Origin of the sequence: Polaromonas vacuolata (assembly GCF_012584515.1) — a bacterium.
Taxonomy (GTDB): Bacteria; Pseudomonadota; Gammaproteobacteria; order Burkholderiales; family Burkholderiaceae_C; genus Polaromonas; species Polaromonas vacuolata.
Window position 1 is genome coordinate 2,539,495 of record NZ_CP051461.1, and the last position, 16,999, is coordinate 2,556,493.

The following is a 16,999-nucleotide window of genomic DNA, read 5'->3' on the forward strand; positions in this document are numbered from 1 at the left end:
GGTATTGCAAAGCAAAAAAACTCAACGCTTGAGACCAAATGCAGCGAGCATTTGCGTGCTTTGCTTTTCCATCTGCTCTTGCATTTGCGTGAACACCGTCTTGGACTGCTCAACATAGTTCCCCATCATTCCCTTCATCATGGGAGATTGCGCGTTCATGAACTGAGCCCATTTCTCGGGACTCAAGTCCTTAGATTGCTCGGACATCTTGTCTTGCAAATCCATAAAACCCTGCACATTTTTCTCTAAGTACTCACCCATAAAACCTTGCATGGCGTTGCCATAAAAGCGAATGATGTTGGCCAACACGGCCTCGGTGAACATGGGCGCGCCGCCGGACTCTTCTTCCAAAATAATTTGCAGCAATATGCTGCGCGTCAGGTCTTCATTACTTTTCGCATCCCGCACCACAAACAGCGTATTGGCCATCACCAACTCACGCACTTCAGTCAGAGTGATGTAGCTAGACGCCTTGGTGTCGTAAAGCCTGCGGTTGGGGTACTTTTTAATGACGCGGCTGGCTGCATTTTTTACATCGCTTTTTTCACCTTCAACTCGATTGACTGTGGACTCAGCTTCGCTGGCGGCATTGCCAGAGGGCTTTTTAGTTGACACTGATTGCTCCTGTGAAAGACATATTCGATTGACCGAAATATTGCCAGTAACTCGATACTTGCATTTTAGGAACTTTATAGTTATTCAACCACTTGGGTTAACCCTTTCCGCACTGGCAGAAGGACGACGCCGCACCATTTGAAAAGCTATCTGTTACTGCGCTGTTGGCTGGCAAGGCCAGCATTGCATTGAAGGCTTGGCCTGACACAAACGCTAGAATTTTACGCGATCAAATAAAGACTGCGTTTAGAGACGCAATCTAAGACAGACGCAGCTAAGTGAGTTAGCTGTAAAAACAGGATTGCAAAACAAGAAATGCAGAAGAATTAAAAATTAAATTCATCCACAACAAAGGAATGTTTGCGACTGCAGAGAATGTTTATGATTTCGATATTTGTGATCTGGATATTTGTCAGAGCGAACAGTGAATTCTTTGAATCTACTATGTCTGGATTTATCTGATGATCTCAAATGTTTTTCAGGCTGCTCTACCAAGATTCTAAAACTTGAACCATACAAAAATAGCATGGACATTTATGAACCTATGGTAGGCGCGATTGGACTCGAACCAACGACCCCCACCATGTCAAGGTGGTGCTCTAACCAGCTGAGCTACGCGCCTGAAAAACTGTTTCGAGCCCAAATTATAGCTGGGGAAAACAGCTTATTTGGACTCGCTTGGATTAATTGCATTTTTAATTGCAAAAACATTCTTTAGCGACGACGAGCAGAACGCACATCAGGCACATCAACTACCAATGACAGCACATGCGCGAGTCGGCTCGATTCGGACACTTCAACTGTAAACGTCATCCATGCCATACCGCCGCGTTTATCACCCACAGTCTGAGTCTGCACACCGATCACATTCATTTTCTCTTTATTAAAAACTTCTGAAATGTCACGCAGCAAGCCCTGTCGGTCGACCGCTTGCACCAACACATCGACCGGGTAGACCGCACGGCGAGAGACATTGGAACTGGAACCGCCCTCGGCATGCGCAGCACCGCCCCAAGCCACCTCAATGATTCGCTCAGGACTACCTGCCGCCATATTGCGAAAGTTGCTGCAGTCGCTGCGGTGAATACCTACGCCGCGACCTTTGGTGACAAAGCCCAGTATCTCGTCGGGTGGTGCGGGCTTGCAGCACTTGGCTAACTGCGTGAGTAGTGAGTCCATTCCCACCACCAACACTCCGCCCTTAGGGCTATGGCTGGCCGGTCTGGCTTTTTTAGCCAACACGTAATCGTCTTGCGAGAGCACTGGCTCAGGCGGCCTGAGCATGTTCTCAATGGTTCGCAGCGAGAGCTCGTCTTTGCCGACCATCTCAAACAAATCATCGGCACATTTAAACCCTAGCTGATCGGCCAGATCAACGAGCTTCATCGCCGTTTTACCTTCACGCTGCAAAACTTTTTCAACCGCCTCACGGCCTTTGGCCACGGTCTGCGCCATCTCTAGCGCATTAAACCAAGCGCGTACTTTGGATTTCGCGCGGTGGCTGGTTAAAAAGCACAGCTCTGGATTAAGCCAGTCACGAGAAGGCCCGCCATCCTTAGCACTAATGATTTCAACCGTTTGGCCGTTTTGCAAAGGCGTATTCAAAGGCAACATGACGCCATCGATACGTGCTCCGCGGCAGCGATGGCCTAAATCGGTGTGCACGCTATAAGCAAAATCGACAGCCGTCGCGCCTTGCGGCAACTCAACCACTGCTGCGTCTGGCGTGAGCACGTAAATTCGATCCTCAAACAAACCTTGGTCAGTATTGCGGGCACGCTCTGCAGCCGGGCCGGAAAGCTCTCGCTCCCAAGCCAGTAATTGGCGCAGCACCGCGATTTTTGCGTCGTACTCGCTGCTGGCTGAAACGCCTGCGTAGCCCTTGGTGCCGGCTTCTTTGTAAGCCCAATGAGCAGCCACACCATTTTCAGCATGGTCGTGCATGACTTGAGTGCGAATTTGAATCTCTACTGCTCTGCCGGCTTCATCGCGCACCACCGTGTGCAGAGACTGATAGCCATTTGATTTTGGTTTGGCAATGTAGTCGTCAAACTCACTGTCCACTGGCACAAAGCGCGAATGTACAAAGCTCAGCGCCGCGTAACAACCGTTGATATCGGCCGCAACCACGCGCAGTGCGCGGATATCAAACACCTGCTCAAAGTCCAACGACTTACCACGCATTTTTTTAACAATGCTGTAGATGTGCTTTGGTCGGCCTTGCACCAGCGCGGCAATGCCGTCCTGATTGAGTTCCTTCTCCAGCTGCGAGCGCAAGGACTCCATGAACTGCTCACGCCCAATGCGTTTTTCGTCGAGTAAATGAGCTGTCTCGCGGTAGGTGTCCGGCTCAAGAAAACGAAAGGCTAAGTCTTCCATTTCCCACTTGATCTGCCAGATTCCCAAACGGTTTGCCAGCGGTGCGAAGACATGCAGCGATTCGTAGGCCAGTGAAGGACTGGCCGGCAGCCGACTCGCCGCCAGATAACGCAGCGTTTGCAAGCGCGACGCAAGCCGCAGCATGACCACTCGCAAGTCACGCGAGAAAGCCAGCAACATTTTGCGCACGTTCTCGGTCTGTACTGCCGGGTCACCTAGCAACTGGGTTTTAATATCTGCCGTACGCGCCTGCCGCTGGACATTGACCAGTTTGGTAGTGGCTAATGCCAAGGCTGCATAGTTCTCACCAAAGGCCTTGGTGATGACTTCTTGGGGCTTGTTCAGGTGCTGGCAGGAGTAGACCAAATAAGTAGCCGCTTGCATGGCTTCAGAGCCGCCTATCGTGCGCAAAATCAATGCCACGGCGTCTGCATGCGCGAGTATATTTTCCCCAGTCTCTAAAACTTCTCCCACCAGCAAGGGTTCTGCAAATGCGCGCGCACGCGCCAAGGCTTGCGGCTCTGTCGGCAGGCTGTCCGCCGTAGCGGTGACGATGGAAGCTGTCGAGACTGGAATTTCACCGACTTGAGAAATACTTTTCATGCAGATTCACAAAAGGAATTGACTCACCGCAGCGAGTTGGTTGCTAGCGATCAGCGTAGGCGCATGACCGACGCCAGCGAACTCGACCAAACTGGCTTTTGGGCCGCGCTGTGTCATGGCTAAAGCAGTAGCGGGACTGAGTAAATCCGAGTCCTTGCCGCGCAGCAACAAAGTCGGCACGGCAATGGCGTCATAAAGCGCCCACAACGCCGCTTGACCTTCAAGCGTTGCGGCCTCGGTCGCCTGCTTAAAAGGTAAAGCGATGGCAGGGTCGTAATGCAAACGCAACTCGCCGTGAAGGCTATCTGCCAGCGGCTTAACCATATGCCGCGAGAGCTCTAACCACTGGGCAGTAGTATGCGGACCAAAGCCAGCAGACACCGCCAACATGGCGTCAGCCGCTTCTTGCAAGGACTTGAAAGCACCGGCTTTCCCAAGGTAGGTGCCTATCCGCACAATCGCCTGCCACTCTATGCTGGGGCCTACATCATTGAGCACCAGACGGCGCACGGGCACTGGCAGCGGCAGGCCAGGCTGACCAGCAATGACTAAACCAATCAAGCCGCCCATGCTGGTGCCTACCCAATCGAGTTCGCGTATCGGTGCTTGCAAATGAATCTGCGCCAGCATGGCCAGCATGTCAGCAACATAAAACGGCACTTGATAGCCCATAGGGTCTTGCAGCCAATCGCTTTGTCCGCGCCCGACAACATCAGGACAGACTACGCGAATGGTGTGGCCTTTATCTATTGCCTGTTGGCACAGCGATTGCGCCAGCACATCAAAATCACGCCCCTGACGCGACAGACCATGGGCGCAAACCACCACATGCGCGCTGTCCGCATCGCCCCACTGATGCCAGGCCATACGATGGCCGCCGCTAGCATCTGAGCAAGTCACAAAATTGAGGCTGTAAGCAATGTTCATTAAATGGTCGACCAGTAAGAAAAGAAAAGTTAAATGACAAGCTACAGGTTTTGCCTAGTCGCAAGGCACATAGAAAGCAGCGGCCCGTCAGCTGCGTTGGGTATTGAAGCTATGCGGTTGATCCTAAATCATACGCAAAACCATCTTGCCAACAGGTCAAAAATAATTGCTACTTTGTGGCCTCACAATAGACACGAAGCGCGGGCTTAAAAATGAGTGCAAGTTATGTCAAAGGCTCGCAAGCAAGCTTTTTAATTTGCTCACCACCGGTTTAATCAAACACAACACGCACAGGGAAACATTTCATGCTCAAAGGTAAAACTGCATTAGTCACTGGCTCAACTAGCGGCATAGGCTTAGGAATTGCCAAAGCACTGGCAGCGCAAGGCGCCAACATTGTGATGAATGGCTTTGGCGATGTAGCGGGCCCTAAGGCTGAGATAGAAGCACTGGGCGTAAAAGTTGCGCACCACGGAGCAGACGTTAGCAAACCAGCGGAAATTGAGGCCATGCTGAAATTCGCAGCAGCCGAATTTGGCCAAGTCGATATTTTGGTGAACAACGCTGGCATTCAACATGTGGCGCGAATAGAAAACTTCTCCGTCGAAAAATGGGACGCCATCATTGCGATTAACCTAAGCAGTGCTTTTCACGCCACGCGCTTGGCCCTTCCCGCTATGCAGGCGGCGAATGGCGGCAAGGGCTGGGGTCGCATCATCAATGTTGCCTCTGCACACGGCCTAGTCGCATCGGCAGAAAAATCAGCTTATGTAGCGGCCAAGCATGCCTTAGTCGGCCTAACTAAAGTCACAGCCTTAGAAAACGCCACCAGCGGCGTGACCTGCAACGCTATCTGTCCGGGTTGGGTGCTTACACCCATGGTGCAAAAACAGCTCGACGCTAAAGCCAAAGCTTTGGGCATTAGCAACGAAGAAGCCACGGTTCAACTGCTGCAAGAAAAAGAGCCATCACTGCAATTCACCACACCAGAAGAGCTAGGCGCATTAGCGGTTTTCTTTTGCTCACCTGCGGGCAACAATGTGCGCGGCGTGGCGTGGAATATGGATGGCGGCTGGCTGGCGCAATAATCAATAGTCGGGCAGAAAAACTTCTACTGCCCGAGTTTTGAATTCAACTTTTTAAAATCAAAATACTTTTTCATCCGCTTTGACAGCGGATGAAAACAGCAAGCTTCAACAGCGTATAAAAGCGTAAATCCTTAAGCACAAAATCATGCTTGAGATCAGCTAAACAAAATGCGCGCCATGTTGATCCAACTGTGCAAGTCATGCACAACTTAGATTTAAATCCCATTCGGTAAAACGTCAGCGCCTTCATTTAGGCACATCATGCCCAGCCCAGCCAGGATTGATATATGACGGCGGCTTGGACTTTGGCTTCGGCTTCGGCTTCGGCTTCAACACAGGCTGCGCACGCTCGGTCATTGCGCGACTGCGCCCACAGCATTTTTTACCGCGATTGATAAACCAGATTTATTAAATCTAGCGCACAACATTTAGGCACAAGCAGAAGTTTTGTTAAATTTAAATCAGTCAATAAGTGACTCAAAAATAAACACCTTAGTACATTCGGATTTCGACTAAAGTACTCTCTTTTTAAAGTTCTAAGGACTGCAGAAAGGAGTTGGTTAAAAATAAAATTATTAATAAATCTAGTCGGAAAAGACTGTCAGGACAAATTTCTTAAGGACTCAGCATGAAAAATTACAAACTATTGGCGTGCGTATTCCTAGCCCTTTCCGGATGCGCGCACCAAGAAGAATCTAAAACTATTGCGGTTGAAAAAGTAGCGTCTGCAAACCAAGATTACAGCGGCCCACTGACCGCCATCAGCATTGGAAAATTTGAAAACCGATCAGACTATATGCGCGGCATTTTTTCTGATGCTGTGGATAGACTGGGTAATCAAGCACAAACGGTCTTGCTATCGCACCTTAAACAAAGCAAGCGTTTTAGCGTGATGGACCGCAGCAATATGGCGGAAATTAAAGAAGAATCCGCATTACTCAAAAAATCACAAAACCTAATCGGCGCTAACTTTGTAGTCACCGGAGACATTACAGAATTCGGTCGCAAGCAAGTCGGGGATAAACAACTCTTTGGTTTACTCGGTCGCGGTTCAACCCAAATCGCCTATGCCAAAGCCACATTAAACATCGTCAATGTGCAGACCTCTGAAGTAGTTTTTTCGGCGCAAGGCGCGGGCGAATACAGCTTGTCAGAAAGAGAAGTCATAGGCTTTGGCGGCACAGCCGGATATGACTCAACCCTCAACGGCAAAGTTCTTGACTTGGCAATCCGAGAAGCCGTGCAAAAAATTGTTTCTACGATTGACAGCGGCGCATGGCGTTCACAGCGTTAAAGCGTTGACCACGCAGCAAAAATTCAAGGAACACATCATGATCATTAGTCGCCTTAAAGCCCTAGCCGTTTTAATCAGTAGCATTTTTTTAGTCGCTTGCGTAAGCACTACAGACACGATTTATAAATGGGAAGGCTATCAAAAAAATGTTTACCAACACTTTCGTGGCGACAAAAGCCCTGCTGAACAAACCCAATCCATGCAAGCAGATTTAGAAAAAATCCGCGCCAGTGGCAAAGCCACGCCGCCGGGTTACCAAGCGCACCTAGGCCTCTTGTATGGTCAACAAGGAAATCTTGACCAGTTTGCAGCGCAAATTCAGGCTGAAAAAAATCAGTTTCCTGAGTCCGAAAAATTTATGGATTTTTTACTGCGTAAATTCAAAAAAGATGAGGTGAAACAATGACACTAAAAAAACTTTTTGCTAAAGCCGCCGCCGCACTGTGCATCTTGTCCCTGACTGCTTGTGCAACTCAGACGGTCAAAGACTACAGCGACTTCAAAGAAAACCAGCCGCGCTCAATACTGGTTTTGCCGCCGATAAACGACACGGTTGAAGTAGATGCGTCTAACAGCGTTTTATCGCAGGCCACTTTTCCGTTAGCTGAATCGGGTTACTACGTGATACCCGTGACGCTGATGGTAGAAACATTTAAAGAAAACGGACTCACACAGCCCACCGATATTCAAGCAACACCAGCTGAAAAGCTACACCAAATTTTTGGTGCTGATGCGGCGCTCTACATCAGTATTTCAAAATACGGAACCGTCTATAAAGTCATCGCCAGTGAATCTGTCGTTACCGCGCAAGCAAAGCTCGTAGACTTAAAAACCGGGAAACTGCTCTGGCAAGGCAGCGCAACAGCGTCTAGTGAAGAAGGAAAAAATAATCGCGGCGGCTTGGTGTCTTTGCTAGTTAGCGCGGTGATCAATCAAATCATTGGAACGGTGTCCGAGCAAAGCCACAATGTCGCAGGCATCGCAACCAATCGATTGCTGCATGCAAGTCCGAATGGCGGCATTTTGTATGGCCAGCGCTCACCTTACTTTAGTAAAAAATAAGTTTTTCAGCACTGCAAAAAAGTCATCGACACAAAAGCCTTTTGCGATTTACAACCAGCGTTTGAAGGCTTTAATTAGCCAATCAAAACGCTGACCATAAGGCGGATATAACAATTTCCCGCTGGCCCATCGCGACTGCACCAGCACTGACTTTTGATGACTTAAGCGTTTAAACCCAGCCTCACCGTGGTAGCTGCCCCAGCCGCTGTCACCGACACCGCCAAACGGCAAGTTCAGATGCACCAAATGCATGAGTGTGTCATTGATGCAGACGCCGCCACTCACGGTTTGGGCCAACACCTGGTCCTGCGCTTGTGTATCTTGACCAAACCAATACAGCGCCAGCGGCCTAGCTCTAGCGTTAATGTATTGAATCGCTTCATCCAAGGTGTCGTAAGTCAGAACGGGTAATACTGGGCCGAAAATTTCTTCTGTCAGCAAAGCGCAGTCTGGTGGCGCGTTAAACACCAAAACCGGTGCCATCTGGCTCTGGCCTGTATGACTGGCGTGGCTAGCTTGGCTTGCGTCGTTTGAATATTTTGTAGCCGTCACATCAGTTTGCCCAACCGCCATCGCTTCAAGCCTAGCCCCGCCGGCCTCGGCTTGATGAAGCAAGCCTTTTAAGCGTGCATGGTGACGCTCGCTAATGATGGCAGCGTAGTCAGGATTGCCAAGAATGCGCGGATACATGTCGGCCACAGCCTGCGCAAAAGCTTGAGAGAACGCGGCTTCTTGACCCGCAGGCAACAGCACATAGTCGGGTGCCACACAGGTCTGGCCGGCATTGAGTAATTTGCCATGGACTATCTTGATGGCAGCACTGGTAATGTCGCAGGACAGGTCCACAATACAGGGCGATTTGCCCCCCAACTCAAGCGTAGTTGGCGTGAGATTAGCGGCGGCGTTTTGTGCCACCAAACGCCCGACTGTCGTCGAGCCGGTAAAAAATAAATGGTCGAACGGTAGGCTAGAAAATTCAGCCGCCAACTTCGCATCGCCCAGAAACACAGTCAGCTCTTGGGGCGCAAAATCATTCGCAATTAATTCGGCCAATAAAGCCGATGTAGCGGGCGTGAGTTCACTGGGTTTTAGCATCACGCGGTTGCCCGCCGCCAGCGCGCAAATGACTGGGCCTAGCGAGAGTTGCAAAGGGTAATTCCAAGGTGAAATCACACCCACAACACCTAACGGCTGGCACTGCACAAAACCGCGTGAAGGCTGTAAATACAAAGGCGTTGGCACTTTAACTGGCTTCATCCAAGCGGGTAAATCAGAAAGAGTTTGCGCCAGCATAGCCCGCAACAAAAACAAATCAGCCACCTCTGTGAGCTGTGCAGAGCGCACACCAAAATCAGCCTGCACCGCCAAAGCCAAGGCTTGATCATGGCGCGCCAGCATGGCTTGAATGCGCAGCAAACGCTCACGCCTAAGAGACAAGGGCACGTCGGTTTGCGCACGGCTAGCCGCATGCTGCGCGTTAAACGCTAGTCGCAAAAAAGTGTCGTTAGACGTCATTCGCAGAAATACAGTGTTGGCGTTGGCTTAGGCGGGAACCGCTTCAAAGTAAAAAACACCCGGCGAGCGAATCGGATCGACATCCACCGGTATCGTGCTCTTGGGTGGAAATTTTCCTTCAAGCAGCAGTTTAGACAGTGGGTTTTCAATGCGCTGCTGTATCGCCCGTTTAAGCGGCCGCGCACCGTACACAGGATCGAACCCGACCTTGGCCAATTCTTCAATCGCAGCTTCGCTGACCTCCATGGTCAAGTCCATGCTAAGCAGCCTAGCTTGTAAGACTTTGAGTTGTATACGAGCTATCGATGCAATGTTGCCAGCGTCAAGCGCATGAAAGACCACCGTCTCGTCGATACGATTGAGAAACTCTGGGCGGAAATAATTTTTCAGCTCGTCAAACACCGCATCTTTGACCTCCTCGTAAGGTTTACCAACCATGGACTGAATGATGGGCGAGCCGATATTGCTAGTCATCACAATCACTGTGTTTTTAAAGTCTACTGTGCGACCTTGACCGTCCGTCAAACGGCCATCGTCAAGCACTTGCAGCAGCACATTAAAAACGTCGGGATGGGCTTTTTCTATCTCATCGAGCAGCAACACGCTGTAAGGCTTGCGCCTGACGGCTTCTGTCAAATAACCACCCTCTTCGTAGCCCACATAGCCCGGTGGCGCGCCTATCAAGCGGGCAACGGAATGCTTTTCCATGAATTCACTCATGTCGACACGAATCAAATGGTCTTCGCTGTCAAATAAAAATCCTGCCAAGGCTTTGCACAACTCGGTTTTGCCAACGCCTGTGGGGCCGAGAAACAAAAACGAGCCAGTCGGCCGATTCGGGTCACCCAAGCCTGAGCGTGAACGACGTATCGCATTGGCAACCGCGCCAATAGCCTCTTCTTGACCTATCACGCGATCGTGCAGTTTTACTTCCATGAGCAGTAGTTTGTCGCGCTCTCCTTGCATCAGTTTGGACACCGGAATGCCGGTCGAGCGCGCCACTACTTCAGCGATTTCTTCTGCGCCCACTTGAGTGCGCAGCAGAGTTGGCGCCTGCGTTTCGCCTTTTTTGGACTCGACATCTTGCGCCGCCTTGAGGCGTTTTTCCAGCTCTGGCAGCTTGCCGTATTGCAGCTCTGCAACTTTGTTGAAGTCGCCCTTTCGGGTGAACTCTTCAATCTGAAAACGCATACGGTCAATTTCTTCCATCACGTCTTTAGAGCCTAGCGCTTGGGCTTTTTCAGCCTGCCAGATTTCATCGAGGTCAGAGATTTCTTTTTGTAGCTTGACTATCTCTTCTTCAATCAGTGAAAAGCGTTTTTGCGAGGCCTCGTCCTTTTCACGGCGTACCGCTTCGCGCTCGATTTGGAGTTGGATTAAACGCCGGTCAAGCTTGTCCATTACCTCAGGTTTGGAGTCGCGTTCTATGCTGATTTTGCTGGCCGCTTCGTCGATTAAATCAATCGCTTTATCGGGCAGAAAACGGTCTGTGATGTAGCGGTGGCTTAGCTCTGCGGCAGCCACAATTGCGGGGTCTGTGATCTGCACGCCGTGGTGAGCTTCGTACTTTTCTTTCAGGCCGCGCAAGATCGCAATCGTCGCTTCGACGGTGGGTTCTCCGACCAAAATTTTCTGAAACCGGCGCTCTAAGGCAGCGTCTTTTTCAATGTATTTACGGTATTCGTCTAGCGTAGTCGCGCCCACGCAGTGCAACTCGCCGCGAGCCAACGCAGGCTTTAGCATATTGCCTGCATCCATCGCGCCTTCAGCTTTGCCAGCGCCGACCATGGTGTGTAACTCGTCGATAAACACAATCGTCTGACCTTCATCTTTAGCCAACTCACTGAGCACAGTTTTAAGCCGCTCTTCAAACTCGCCGCGAAATTTCGCGCCGGCCAGTAGTGCGGCCATATCCAAGGACAAAACGCGCTTTCCTTTGAGTGACTCAGGCACTTCGCCAGCGACTATGCGTTGGGCCAGGCCTTCGACAATCGCGGTCTTGCCGACGCCGGGCTCGCCTATCAGTACCGGGTTGTTTTTGGTGCGACGCTGCAGCACTTGAATCGCGCGGCGGATTTCGTCATCACGACCGATGACGGGGTCAAGCTTGCCCATGCGGGCGCGCTCGGTTAAGTCCATGCAATATTTTTTCAAGGCCTCGCGCTGACCTTCGGCATCCGCGCTGTTCACGCCTTGGCCACCGCGCACAGCGTCAATCGCCGCTTCAAGCGATTTTCGGCTCAAGCCATTCTCGCGTGCGAGCTTGCCAATATCGGCTTTGCTGTCAGATAAGGCGAGCAAGAAAAGCTCACCGGCAATGAACTGGTCATTGCGTTTCATGGCCTCTTTTTCAGTCGCTTGCAGCAATTTTGACAATTCTGGGCCGACCTGAACCTGATCTTGACCCTGCACTTGAGCCAGCTTTTTGATGGCTTCATCAGCCATTTTTTGCATGCCGCCTAAATTAACGCCAGCGCGCTCAAGCAAAGCCCGCGGACCATCATCTTGGTGCAGCATGGCCGCCAGCAGATGCACCGGCTCTATGTAGCCATTGTCGTTGGCCAACGCAAGCGATTGCGCATCACCCAAGGCTTCTTGAAATTTAGTGGTGAGTTTGTCTTGTCGCATGCGCAGATCTCCAAAATAAAGAACAAATTGTCATTGTCTACATTTGAGCGCATAAGCCCTTTTTCAATAGCGGACAAAGCAATCCATCAAACCGCCATGGGCAGTGGCAGAATGAAGAATGGAAAAAATGACTGACGGAAACCGGATAAACCTCAAATTCAAAGCATGAAAATTCACCAGTTATCAGTCAAATACTTGAATGAACAAGATCGAATCCTAATGCGTATTAACAGCCGCGAAGGTCAGGAGTGGCAAATGTGGCTAACACGCCGCTTAGCTTTGGGCTTATTGCCTTTATTGGGCAGCAAGGCCCAAGCACAATTGAGTCAGCAAGTGTTACTCCAACAAAAAAGCCAAACGCAAATATCGCAAGATGCATTGGCTCAGCAACGCAAGCATTTAATGGACAGTTTTGAGCAAGAAATTGGCGCTTACGACGCCGACTACACAACGCCGTTTGCTGAGCCGGCAGAAAAACCCCTTGGCGAGAAGCCCTTGCTAATTACCGATGTTGAGCTCGACTTGCTTGATAACGACTTGCTGCACATGCACTTGATTGAAAATATAAATGAGAACAAGCGCGACGTTCAACTCAGCATGGACACACAACTATCGCATGGATTTTTGCGTCTGCTGACACAAGCGGTCCAGACAGCCAGTTGGATGCATGCGCCAGATTTAAATCAGGCAATCTCGCTTGATGAGCAAAACGCAGCACTAACGGGGGATGGCGACAAGCCCAAGTATTTAAATTGAGTCAATGTCTGTCTGCCTATTTATCAATCAGCTAAGTTCAAACATTCGGCAATTCGATTCCCCACTTAGCCAGCGCCGCATCGTCGCTGACGCGGGCATCAACCCAGCGCTCACCGGCTGAAGTTTTCTCTTTCTTCCAAAAGGGTGCCTGGGTTTTAAGGTAGTCCATTAAAAACTCACAAGCGCGAAAACTCTCGCCTCTGTGAGCTGAAGTCACAGCCACCAACACCACCTGATCGAGCGGCTGCAGCAAGCCGATTCGATGGACAACGCGCGCGCCATGAATATCAAAACGCAGCATGGCCGCATCAATCATGTCGTCAATGGATTTTTCAGTCATGCCGGGATAGTGTTCGAGCTCCATGCTGCTTACGCTCAAACCATCATTGCGATCGCGTACAGTACCGACAAAACTGCAGACAGCGCCTATGCGTTTATCACTGGCGCGTAAGGCCAGTAGTTCTTCGGAGACATCGAAATCCGCTTGCCGTATGCTTACCCGGTGTGTCATATCAGCCGCCCGTCACAGGTGGGAAGAATGCCACTTCACAACCAGGTGTGAGTCGAGCCGACGCATCGCACATGACTTGATTGAGCGCCATTCGTACCGACTTTATTTGCGTCAACGCAGCCGCGTGCTTAGCGCTAGAGGCAATCATTTCTTCACGCAAACCGGCTAAATCTAAAGCCTCAGTTTGGCGTTGCTCACTGCCTTGGCCCATGGCTTCGCGTAAGGACGCAAAATATTTGATATTGACTTGCATTGACATGATTTACTTTAAAAAAGTGGTTTAGTGCAGCAGTCCAGCGAGCGGCAAAAACTGCACGCTGTCGCCGGACTTAATGACTTGGCCAGCGGGGTTATCAACCAAGCCATCACCCCAAACTGCTGAAGTCAAAACGCCGGAACTCTGGTTTTCAAACAAGTCCAAGCCTCCCGCAGGGTTGAGGCGGGTGCGTAAAAACTCACGGCGTTTGTCCGCACGCGGCCAATCAAAATCTGCGCGCACGGTGATGGCTTGCGGTGTCACATCGGTAACGCCCAAAAGTCGCAGTAAAAACGGTCGTACCAAAAGTAAAAAAGTAACGTAACTCGAGACCGGATTCCCAGGCAAACCCATCACATGCGCTGGGCCGATTCGGCCATAGGCAAAAGGCTTGCCGGGCTTTATGGCAATTTGCCACAGCGCTAACTGACCCAAGCTTTCTACCGCAGGTTTGATATGGTCTTCTTCGCCAACCGACACGCCGCCGCTGGTGAGTATCAAATCGTGTTGTTGAGCTGCATTTTTAAGCGCTTGAACAGTTGCATCTAATCGGTCTGGCACTATGCCCATATCGGTCACGCTGCAACCCAGGCGCAGCAGCAAGGCACGTAAAAAGAAACGGTTGGAATTGTAAATTGCCCCAGCCGGCATGTCAGCCGGCGCAATTGCACCCGGCATAACTAATTCGTCACCGGTTGAGAACAAGGCTACCCGCACTGGCTTAACCACTTGCAATTGGTCAAACCCAATGCTAGCGGCCAAACCCAATGCCGCTGGCGTTAAGCGCTGACCACGCAGCAATACGCGACTCCCCTTGGCCACGTCTTCACCGCGGCGGCGTATCCATTGTCCAGACTTGGGTTGATTTTGCAGCGTGATTGAAGGCGCATCAGCAGCCGTTGACAGCAACGTGCAGTCCTCCTGCATCACCACCGCATCGGCGCCTTCGGGAATCGGTGCGCCGGTAAAAATACGTGCGGCTGTGAGTGGCGTCAGCACCACGCCGTTGCTGCCAGCCGGTATCCGCTGGCTAACGGGGAAAACTGTTTGCTCGCCGCTCCAATCAGCACTTCTTAGCGCATAACCGTCCATGGAACTGTTGTCGTGCGCCGGCACATCAAGCGCTGCAACCAAGTCTTGCGCTAGCACACGGCCATCGGCATCGAAAGTGGAGACAGTTTCGCTGCCATCGAGCGGCAAGGCATGGGCTAGCAATTCGGTCAAGGCCTGATCTAGCGGTTTAAGCGGTGCACGCGCGCCGGATTTTGCAGTAACTGTGGTGGTGGGCTTGGAATCAATACTCATCGCTTATTGTCGCCATTTTCACGCGCCTTAATAGACCGCATTTGTATAGCCGCTGAGCTAAAAGTTCAATCTCATCTAATTTAAGCGAACGCACAAAGCAGTTGAAAAATAAGGCATTGAAAAATGAAAGGGTGAAAAGACGCATCAAACAACATCTCCACACCGCCTAAGACCCCGCAGTATTTGTGGCTAAAGCCGAGAAAATTTAGTTAATAATATCTCTCGCATCATTAAATTAAAAATCAATCTCTAATTCGTTCAAACCGAACACGCATGGCATTTGCGGCTCTTGCCTCACTCACAAAAAGATACGTATTTCAAACATCAGGCATATTGACTTCTGTTGTCATATCCTGTTTGCTTGGTATTGGATGGCTGATTTTTATCAATATGCAAGTGACTGCCTTAGCGTCCCGTGCGCAGCAAAATTCAATTGAAGTGATGGCTAAATTCAGGGATTTACGCTCTGAATTGAGACAAATACAGTTTGACCAACATAGCTACTCACTCACCGGTCAGCCAAGCACACTAGCAGCTTTTAACGCTGGCGTTAAAAGCATAAAAGAAAAGTTAACAACGCTATGCCAACTCACCGCAGATATACCCTTGCGGCAAGGACGTATGTATGAAATTTCTTCACTGATTGCGATTAATTTACTGGTGTTAGAGACAAATGTAGCCCGTCATGGCACGACTGGTTTGTCAATTAATGACGAACAACTCAACGCAAATGAAAGCGTAAAACTAACAAACCAGATACGCAGTCAAGTCGATCAGGCGCAAGAAGTAGAAGCCCAACTATTGCTGAGTCAAAGCCAAAAAATAAAAGACAAATCTCAAGGCACTAGCCTACTCATCGCATTAGGCCTAGTAGTGGGCAGCTTGGCGCTGATATTAATTTTGTGGATGAGACAGTGGGAACTGCGCCTGAGAGACAAGCGTTACCAAAGCCTGCTCCACTCTACAGACGAGTGTTTTTGTGTCGTAGATATGATTTTCAACACTTCGCAGCAAGCGATTAACTATCATTTTTTAGAGTCCAACCTTGCCTTTAAGCGATTGAAGGGCGTGAGCGATGACCATCATCAGCGCATGCTCGAATTATTGCCAGACAACACAGTGCATTGGTACAAAATTTTTGGTGAGGTAGCTTTGAGCGGTAAACCGCAACGTTTTATCAGCAACACCAAAAACTCAGCACAAAGCTGGTTTAACGTCTATGTTTTTCGACTCGGTGGTGTGGACAGCGTGACTATAGCAATAGGATTTACTGACATGACGCAAAGTCAACTAATCCACCAAAAAGAGCTAGGCTTAAAAAACATCACCGAAGTGGGTGTGCGTCAGCGCAATACCGAACTAGAAACAGCCAACAAAGAATTGGCGTCTTTTTCCTATTCAGTCTCTCACGAGCTGAAGACACCTTTGAACACTTTATCGGGCTTTAGCCATTTACTAGAAACCGCTATTGCTAATAATTCACTAGACAAAGCGGCGCACTACGTGAGTCGTATTCGGCGTTCCGTGGTTCAAATGAGTACGTCAGTGGATGGCCTTTTATCCCTGACTAAACTGCCACAAAAAATACTACAAACATCGACTGTCAACCTGTCAGAAATCTCTAAAAAAATTATGCAGGATTGGTGTGAGCAAGAGCCTCAACGTCAAGTCGAAATCAGTATCCAAGACGACATACAGGTCAGAGGCGACGCCCGCTTACTGCCAATCGTGATTGGAAACTTACTCGGAAATGCATGGAAATTTAGTGCTAAGCAAAAAGTCTCGCGAATACAAATGGGATCCGAGTCCGACTGCAACGGTCAGCCGGTTTACTTTATAAGAGACAACGGCGCAGGCTTTGATATGTCGCATGCGGATAGAATTTTTATCGCCTTTGAACGCTTGCACCTAGCGTCTGATTTTCCGGGTACCGGAATTGGACTGGCAACTGTCAAGCGCATAGTCAAGCTACACGGTGGACGCGTTTGGGCAGAGAGCAAAAAAGACGCGGGCGCAGTTTTTTACTTCACCCTTGAGCCCCAAAACCCGTGACCACGTCT

The 16,999-nt window shown here is 50.1% G+C and carries 14 protein-coding genes and 1 tRNA gene; 6 read left to right on the forward strand and 9 right to left on the reverse strand.

Annotation, left to right across the window (positions count from 1 at the left end; all coding sequences use genetic code 11):
* Window positions 1–21 precede the first annotated feature (21 nt).
* The 4 genes from phaR to HC248_RS11585 form a co-directional block, all read right to left on the reverse strand.
* Window positions 22–510 carry a polyhydroxyalkanoate synthesis repressor PhaR gene (gene phaR, locus HC248_RS11570; RefSeq protein WP_238342817.1) on the reverse strand — a complete coding sequence of 163 codons (489 nt, stop codon included), beginning with the start codon at window positions 508–510 and terminating at the stop codon, window positions 22–24.
* Window positions 511–1,160: 650 nt separating this feature from the next.
* Window positions 1,161–1,237: transfer RNA gene (locus HC248_RS11575), tRNA-Val, on the reverse strand.
* A gap of 92 nt (window positions 1,238–1,329) precedes the next feature.
* The gene (locus HC248_RS11580) at window positions 1,330–3,597 is read right to left on the reverse strand and encodes a RelA/SpoT family protein (RefSeq protein WP_168922609.1); all 2,268 of its coding nucleotides are present in this window, start codon (window positions 3,595–3,597) and stop codon (window positions 1,330–1,332) included.
* A 6-nt stretch (window positions 3,598–3,603) separates the two neighbouring features.
* Complete coding sequence (locus HC248_RS11585) at window positions 3,604–4,524, reverse strand: alpha/beta fold hydrolase (protein ID WP_168922610.1); 921 nt, start codon at window positions 4,522–4,524, stop codon at window positions 3,604–3,606.
* Window positions 4,525–4,829: 305 nt separating this feature from the next.
* Here HC248_RS11585 and HC248_RS11590 point away from each other — a divergent pair, with 305 nt between their 5' ends.
* The 4 genes from HC248_RS11590 to HC248_RS11605 all read left to right on the forward strand — a co-directional run bounded on the left by HC248_RS11590 (window position 4,830) and on the right by HC248_RS11605 (window position 7,968).
* Window positions 4,830–5,612: a 3-hydroxybutyrate dehydrogenase gene (locus HC248_RS11590; protein WP_168922611.1), complete on the forward strand. Its 783-nt coding sequence runs from the start codon at window positions 4,830–4,832 to the stop codon at window positions 5,610–5,612.
* Between the two features lie 628 nt (window positions 5,613–6,240).
* Entirely contained in the window at window positions 6,241–6,906 is a 666-nt protein-coding gene (locus HC248_RS11595) for a CsgG/HfaB family protein (RefSeq protein ID WP_168922612.1), read from the forward strand.
* Window positions 6,907–6,943: 37 nt separating this feature from the next.
* A complete protein-coding gene (locus HC248_RS11600) occupies window positions 6,944–7,312 on the forward strand; it encodes a DUF4810 domain-containing protein (protein ID WP_168922613.1) in 369 nt (122 codons plus the stop codon).
* Entirely contained in the window at window positions 7,309–7,968 is a 660-nt protein-coding gene (locus HC248_RS11605) for a DUF799 domain-containing protein (RefSeq protein WP_168922614.1), read from the forward strand. Before HC248_RS11600 ends, HC248_RS11605 begins: the two co-directional genes overlap by 4 nt.
* Before the next feature lie 48 nt (window positions 7,969–8,016).
* On the opposite strand, the gene HC248_RS11610 is transcribed toward HC248_RS11605, so the two are convergent.
* Entirely contained in the window at window positions 8,017–9,483 is a 1,467-nt protein-coding gene (locus tag HC248_RS11610) for a coniferyl aldehyde dehydrogenase (protein WP_168922615.1), read from the reverse strand.
* Between the two features lie 27 nt (window positions 9,484–9,510).
* Window positions 9,511–12,111, reverse strand: coding sequence for an ATP-dependent chaperone ClpB (clpB, locus tag HC248_RS11615; RefSeq protein WP_168922616.1), 2,601 nt, complete (start codon window positions 12,109–12,111; stop codon window positions 9,511–9,513).
* A 165-nt stretch (window positions 12,112–12,276) separates the two neighbouring features.
* Between clpB and HC248_RS11620 the strand changes: the two genes are divergently transcribed.
* Window positions 12,277–12,867 (forward strand): hypothetical protein, encoded by a 591-nt coding sequence (locus HC248_RS11620; RefSeq protein WP_168922617.1) that lies wholly within the window; start codon window positions 12,277–12,279, stop codon window positions 12,865–12,867.
* A 37-nt stretch (window positions 12,868–12,904) separates the two neighbouring features.
* Here the strand turns inward: HC248_RS11620 and HC248_RS11625 are convergent, their stop codons facing one another.
* The 3 genes from HC248_RS11625 to HC248_RS11635 are packed head-to-tail and all read right to left on the reverse strand — an operon-like array spanning window position 12,905 to window position 14,939.
* Window positions 12,905–13,378 (reverse strand): molybdenum cofactor biosynthesis protein MoaE, encoded by a 474-nt coding sequence (locus HC248_RS11625; RefSeq protein ID WP_168922618.1) that lies wholly within the window; start codon window positions 13,376–13,378, stop codon window positions 12,905–12,907.
* 1 nt (window position 13,379) lies between these two features.
* Window positions 13,380–13,631, reverse strand: a complete 252-nt coding sequence (locus tag HC248_RS11630) for a MoaD/ThiS family protein (protein WP_168923809.1) — start codon at window positions 13,629–13,631, stop codon at window positions 13,380–13,382.
* 27 nt (window positions 13,632–13,658) lie between these two features.
* Entirely contained in the window at window positions 13,659–14,939 is a 1,281-nt protein-coding gene (locus HC248_RS11635; protein WP_168922619.1) for a molybdopterin molybdotransferase MoeA, read from the reverse strand.
* A gap of 390 nt (window positions 14,940–15,329) precedes the next feature.
* On the opposite strand from HC248_RS11635, the gene HC248_RS11640 reads away from it, so the two are divergent.
* Window positions 15,330–16,991: a sensor histidine kinase gene (locus HC248_RS11640; protein ID WP_168922620.1), complete on the forward strand. Its 1,662-nt coding sequence runs from the start codon at window positions 15,330–15,332 to the stop codon at window positions 16,989–16,991.
* Window positions 16,992–16,999: the final 8 nt, after the last annotated feature.

Bases quoted from the DNA above. Each gene is read 5' to 3' on its own strand.
- HC248_RS11580 (WP_168922609.1), bottom strand. From the start codon at position 3,597: ATGAAAAGTATTTCTCAAGTCGGTGAAATTCCAGTCTCGACAGCTTCC.
- HC248_RS11585 (WP_168922610.1), bottom strand. From the start codon at position 4,524: ATGAACATTGCTTACAGCCTCAATTTTGTGACTTGCTCAGATGCTAGC.
- HC248_RS11590 (WP_168922611.1), top strand. From the start codon at position 4,830: ATGCTCAAAGGTAAAACTGCATTAGTCACTGGCTCAACTAGCGGCATA.
- HC248_RS11595 (WP_168922612.1), top strand. From the start codon at position 6,241: ATGAAAAATTACAAACTATTGGCGTGCGTATTCCTAGCCCTTTCCGGA.
- HC248_RS11600 (WP_168922613.1), top strand. From the start codon at position 6,944: ATGATCATTAGTCGCCTTAAAGCCCTAGCCGTTTTAATCAGTAGCATT.
- HC248_RS11605 (WP_168922614.1), top strand. From the start codon at position 7,309: ATGACACTAAAAAAACTTTTTGCTAAAGCCGCCGCCGCACTGTGCATC.
- HC248_RS11610 (WP_168922615.1), bottom strand. From the start codon at position 9,483: ATGACGTCTAACGACACTTTTTTGCGACTAGCGTTTAACGCGCAGCAT.
- clpB (WP_168922616.1), bottom strand. From the start codon at position 12,111: ATGCGACAAGACAAACTCACCACTAAATTTCAAGAAGCCTTGGGTGAT.
- HC248_RS11620 (WP_168922617.1), top strand. From the start codon at position 12,277: ATGAAAATTCACCAGTTATCAGTCAAATACTTGAATGAACAAGATCGA.
- HC248_RS11625 (WP_168922618.1), bottom strand. From the start codon at position 13,378: ATGACACACCGGGTAAGCATACGGCAAGCGGATTTCGATGTCTCCGAA.
- HC248_RS11630 (WP_168923809.1), bottom strand. From the start codon at position 13,631: ATGCAAGTCAATATCAAATATTTTGCGTCCTTACGCGAAGCCATGGGC.
- HC248_RS11635 (WP_168922619.1), bottom strand. From the start codon at position 14,939: ATGAGTATTGATTCCAAGCCCACCACCACAGTTACTGCAAAATCCGGC.
- HC248_RS11640 (WP_168922620.1), top strand. From the start codon at position 15,330: ATGCAAGTGACTGCCTTAGCGTCCCGTGCGCAGCAAAATTCAATTGAA.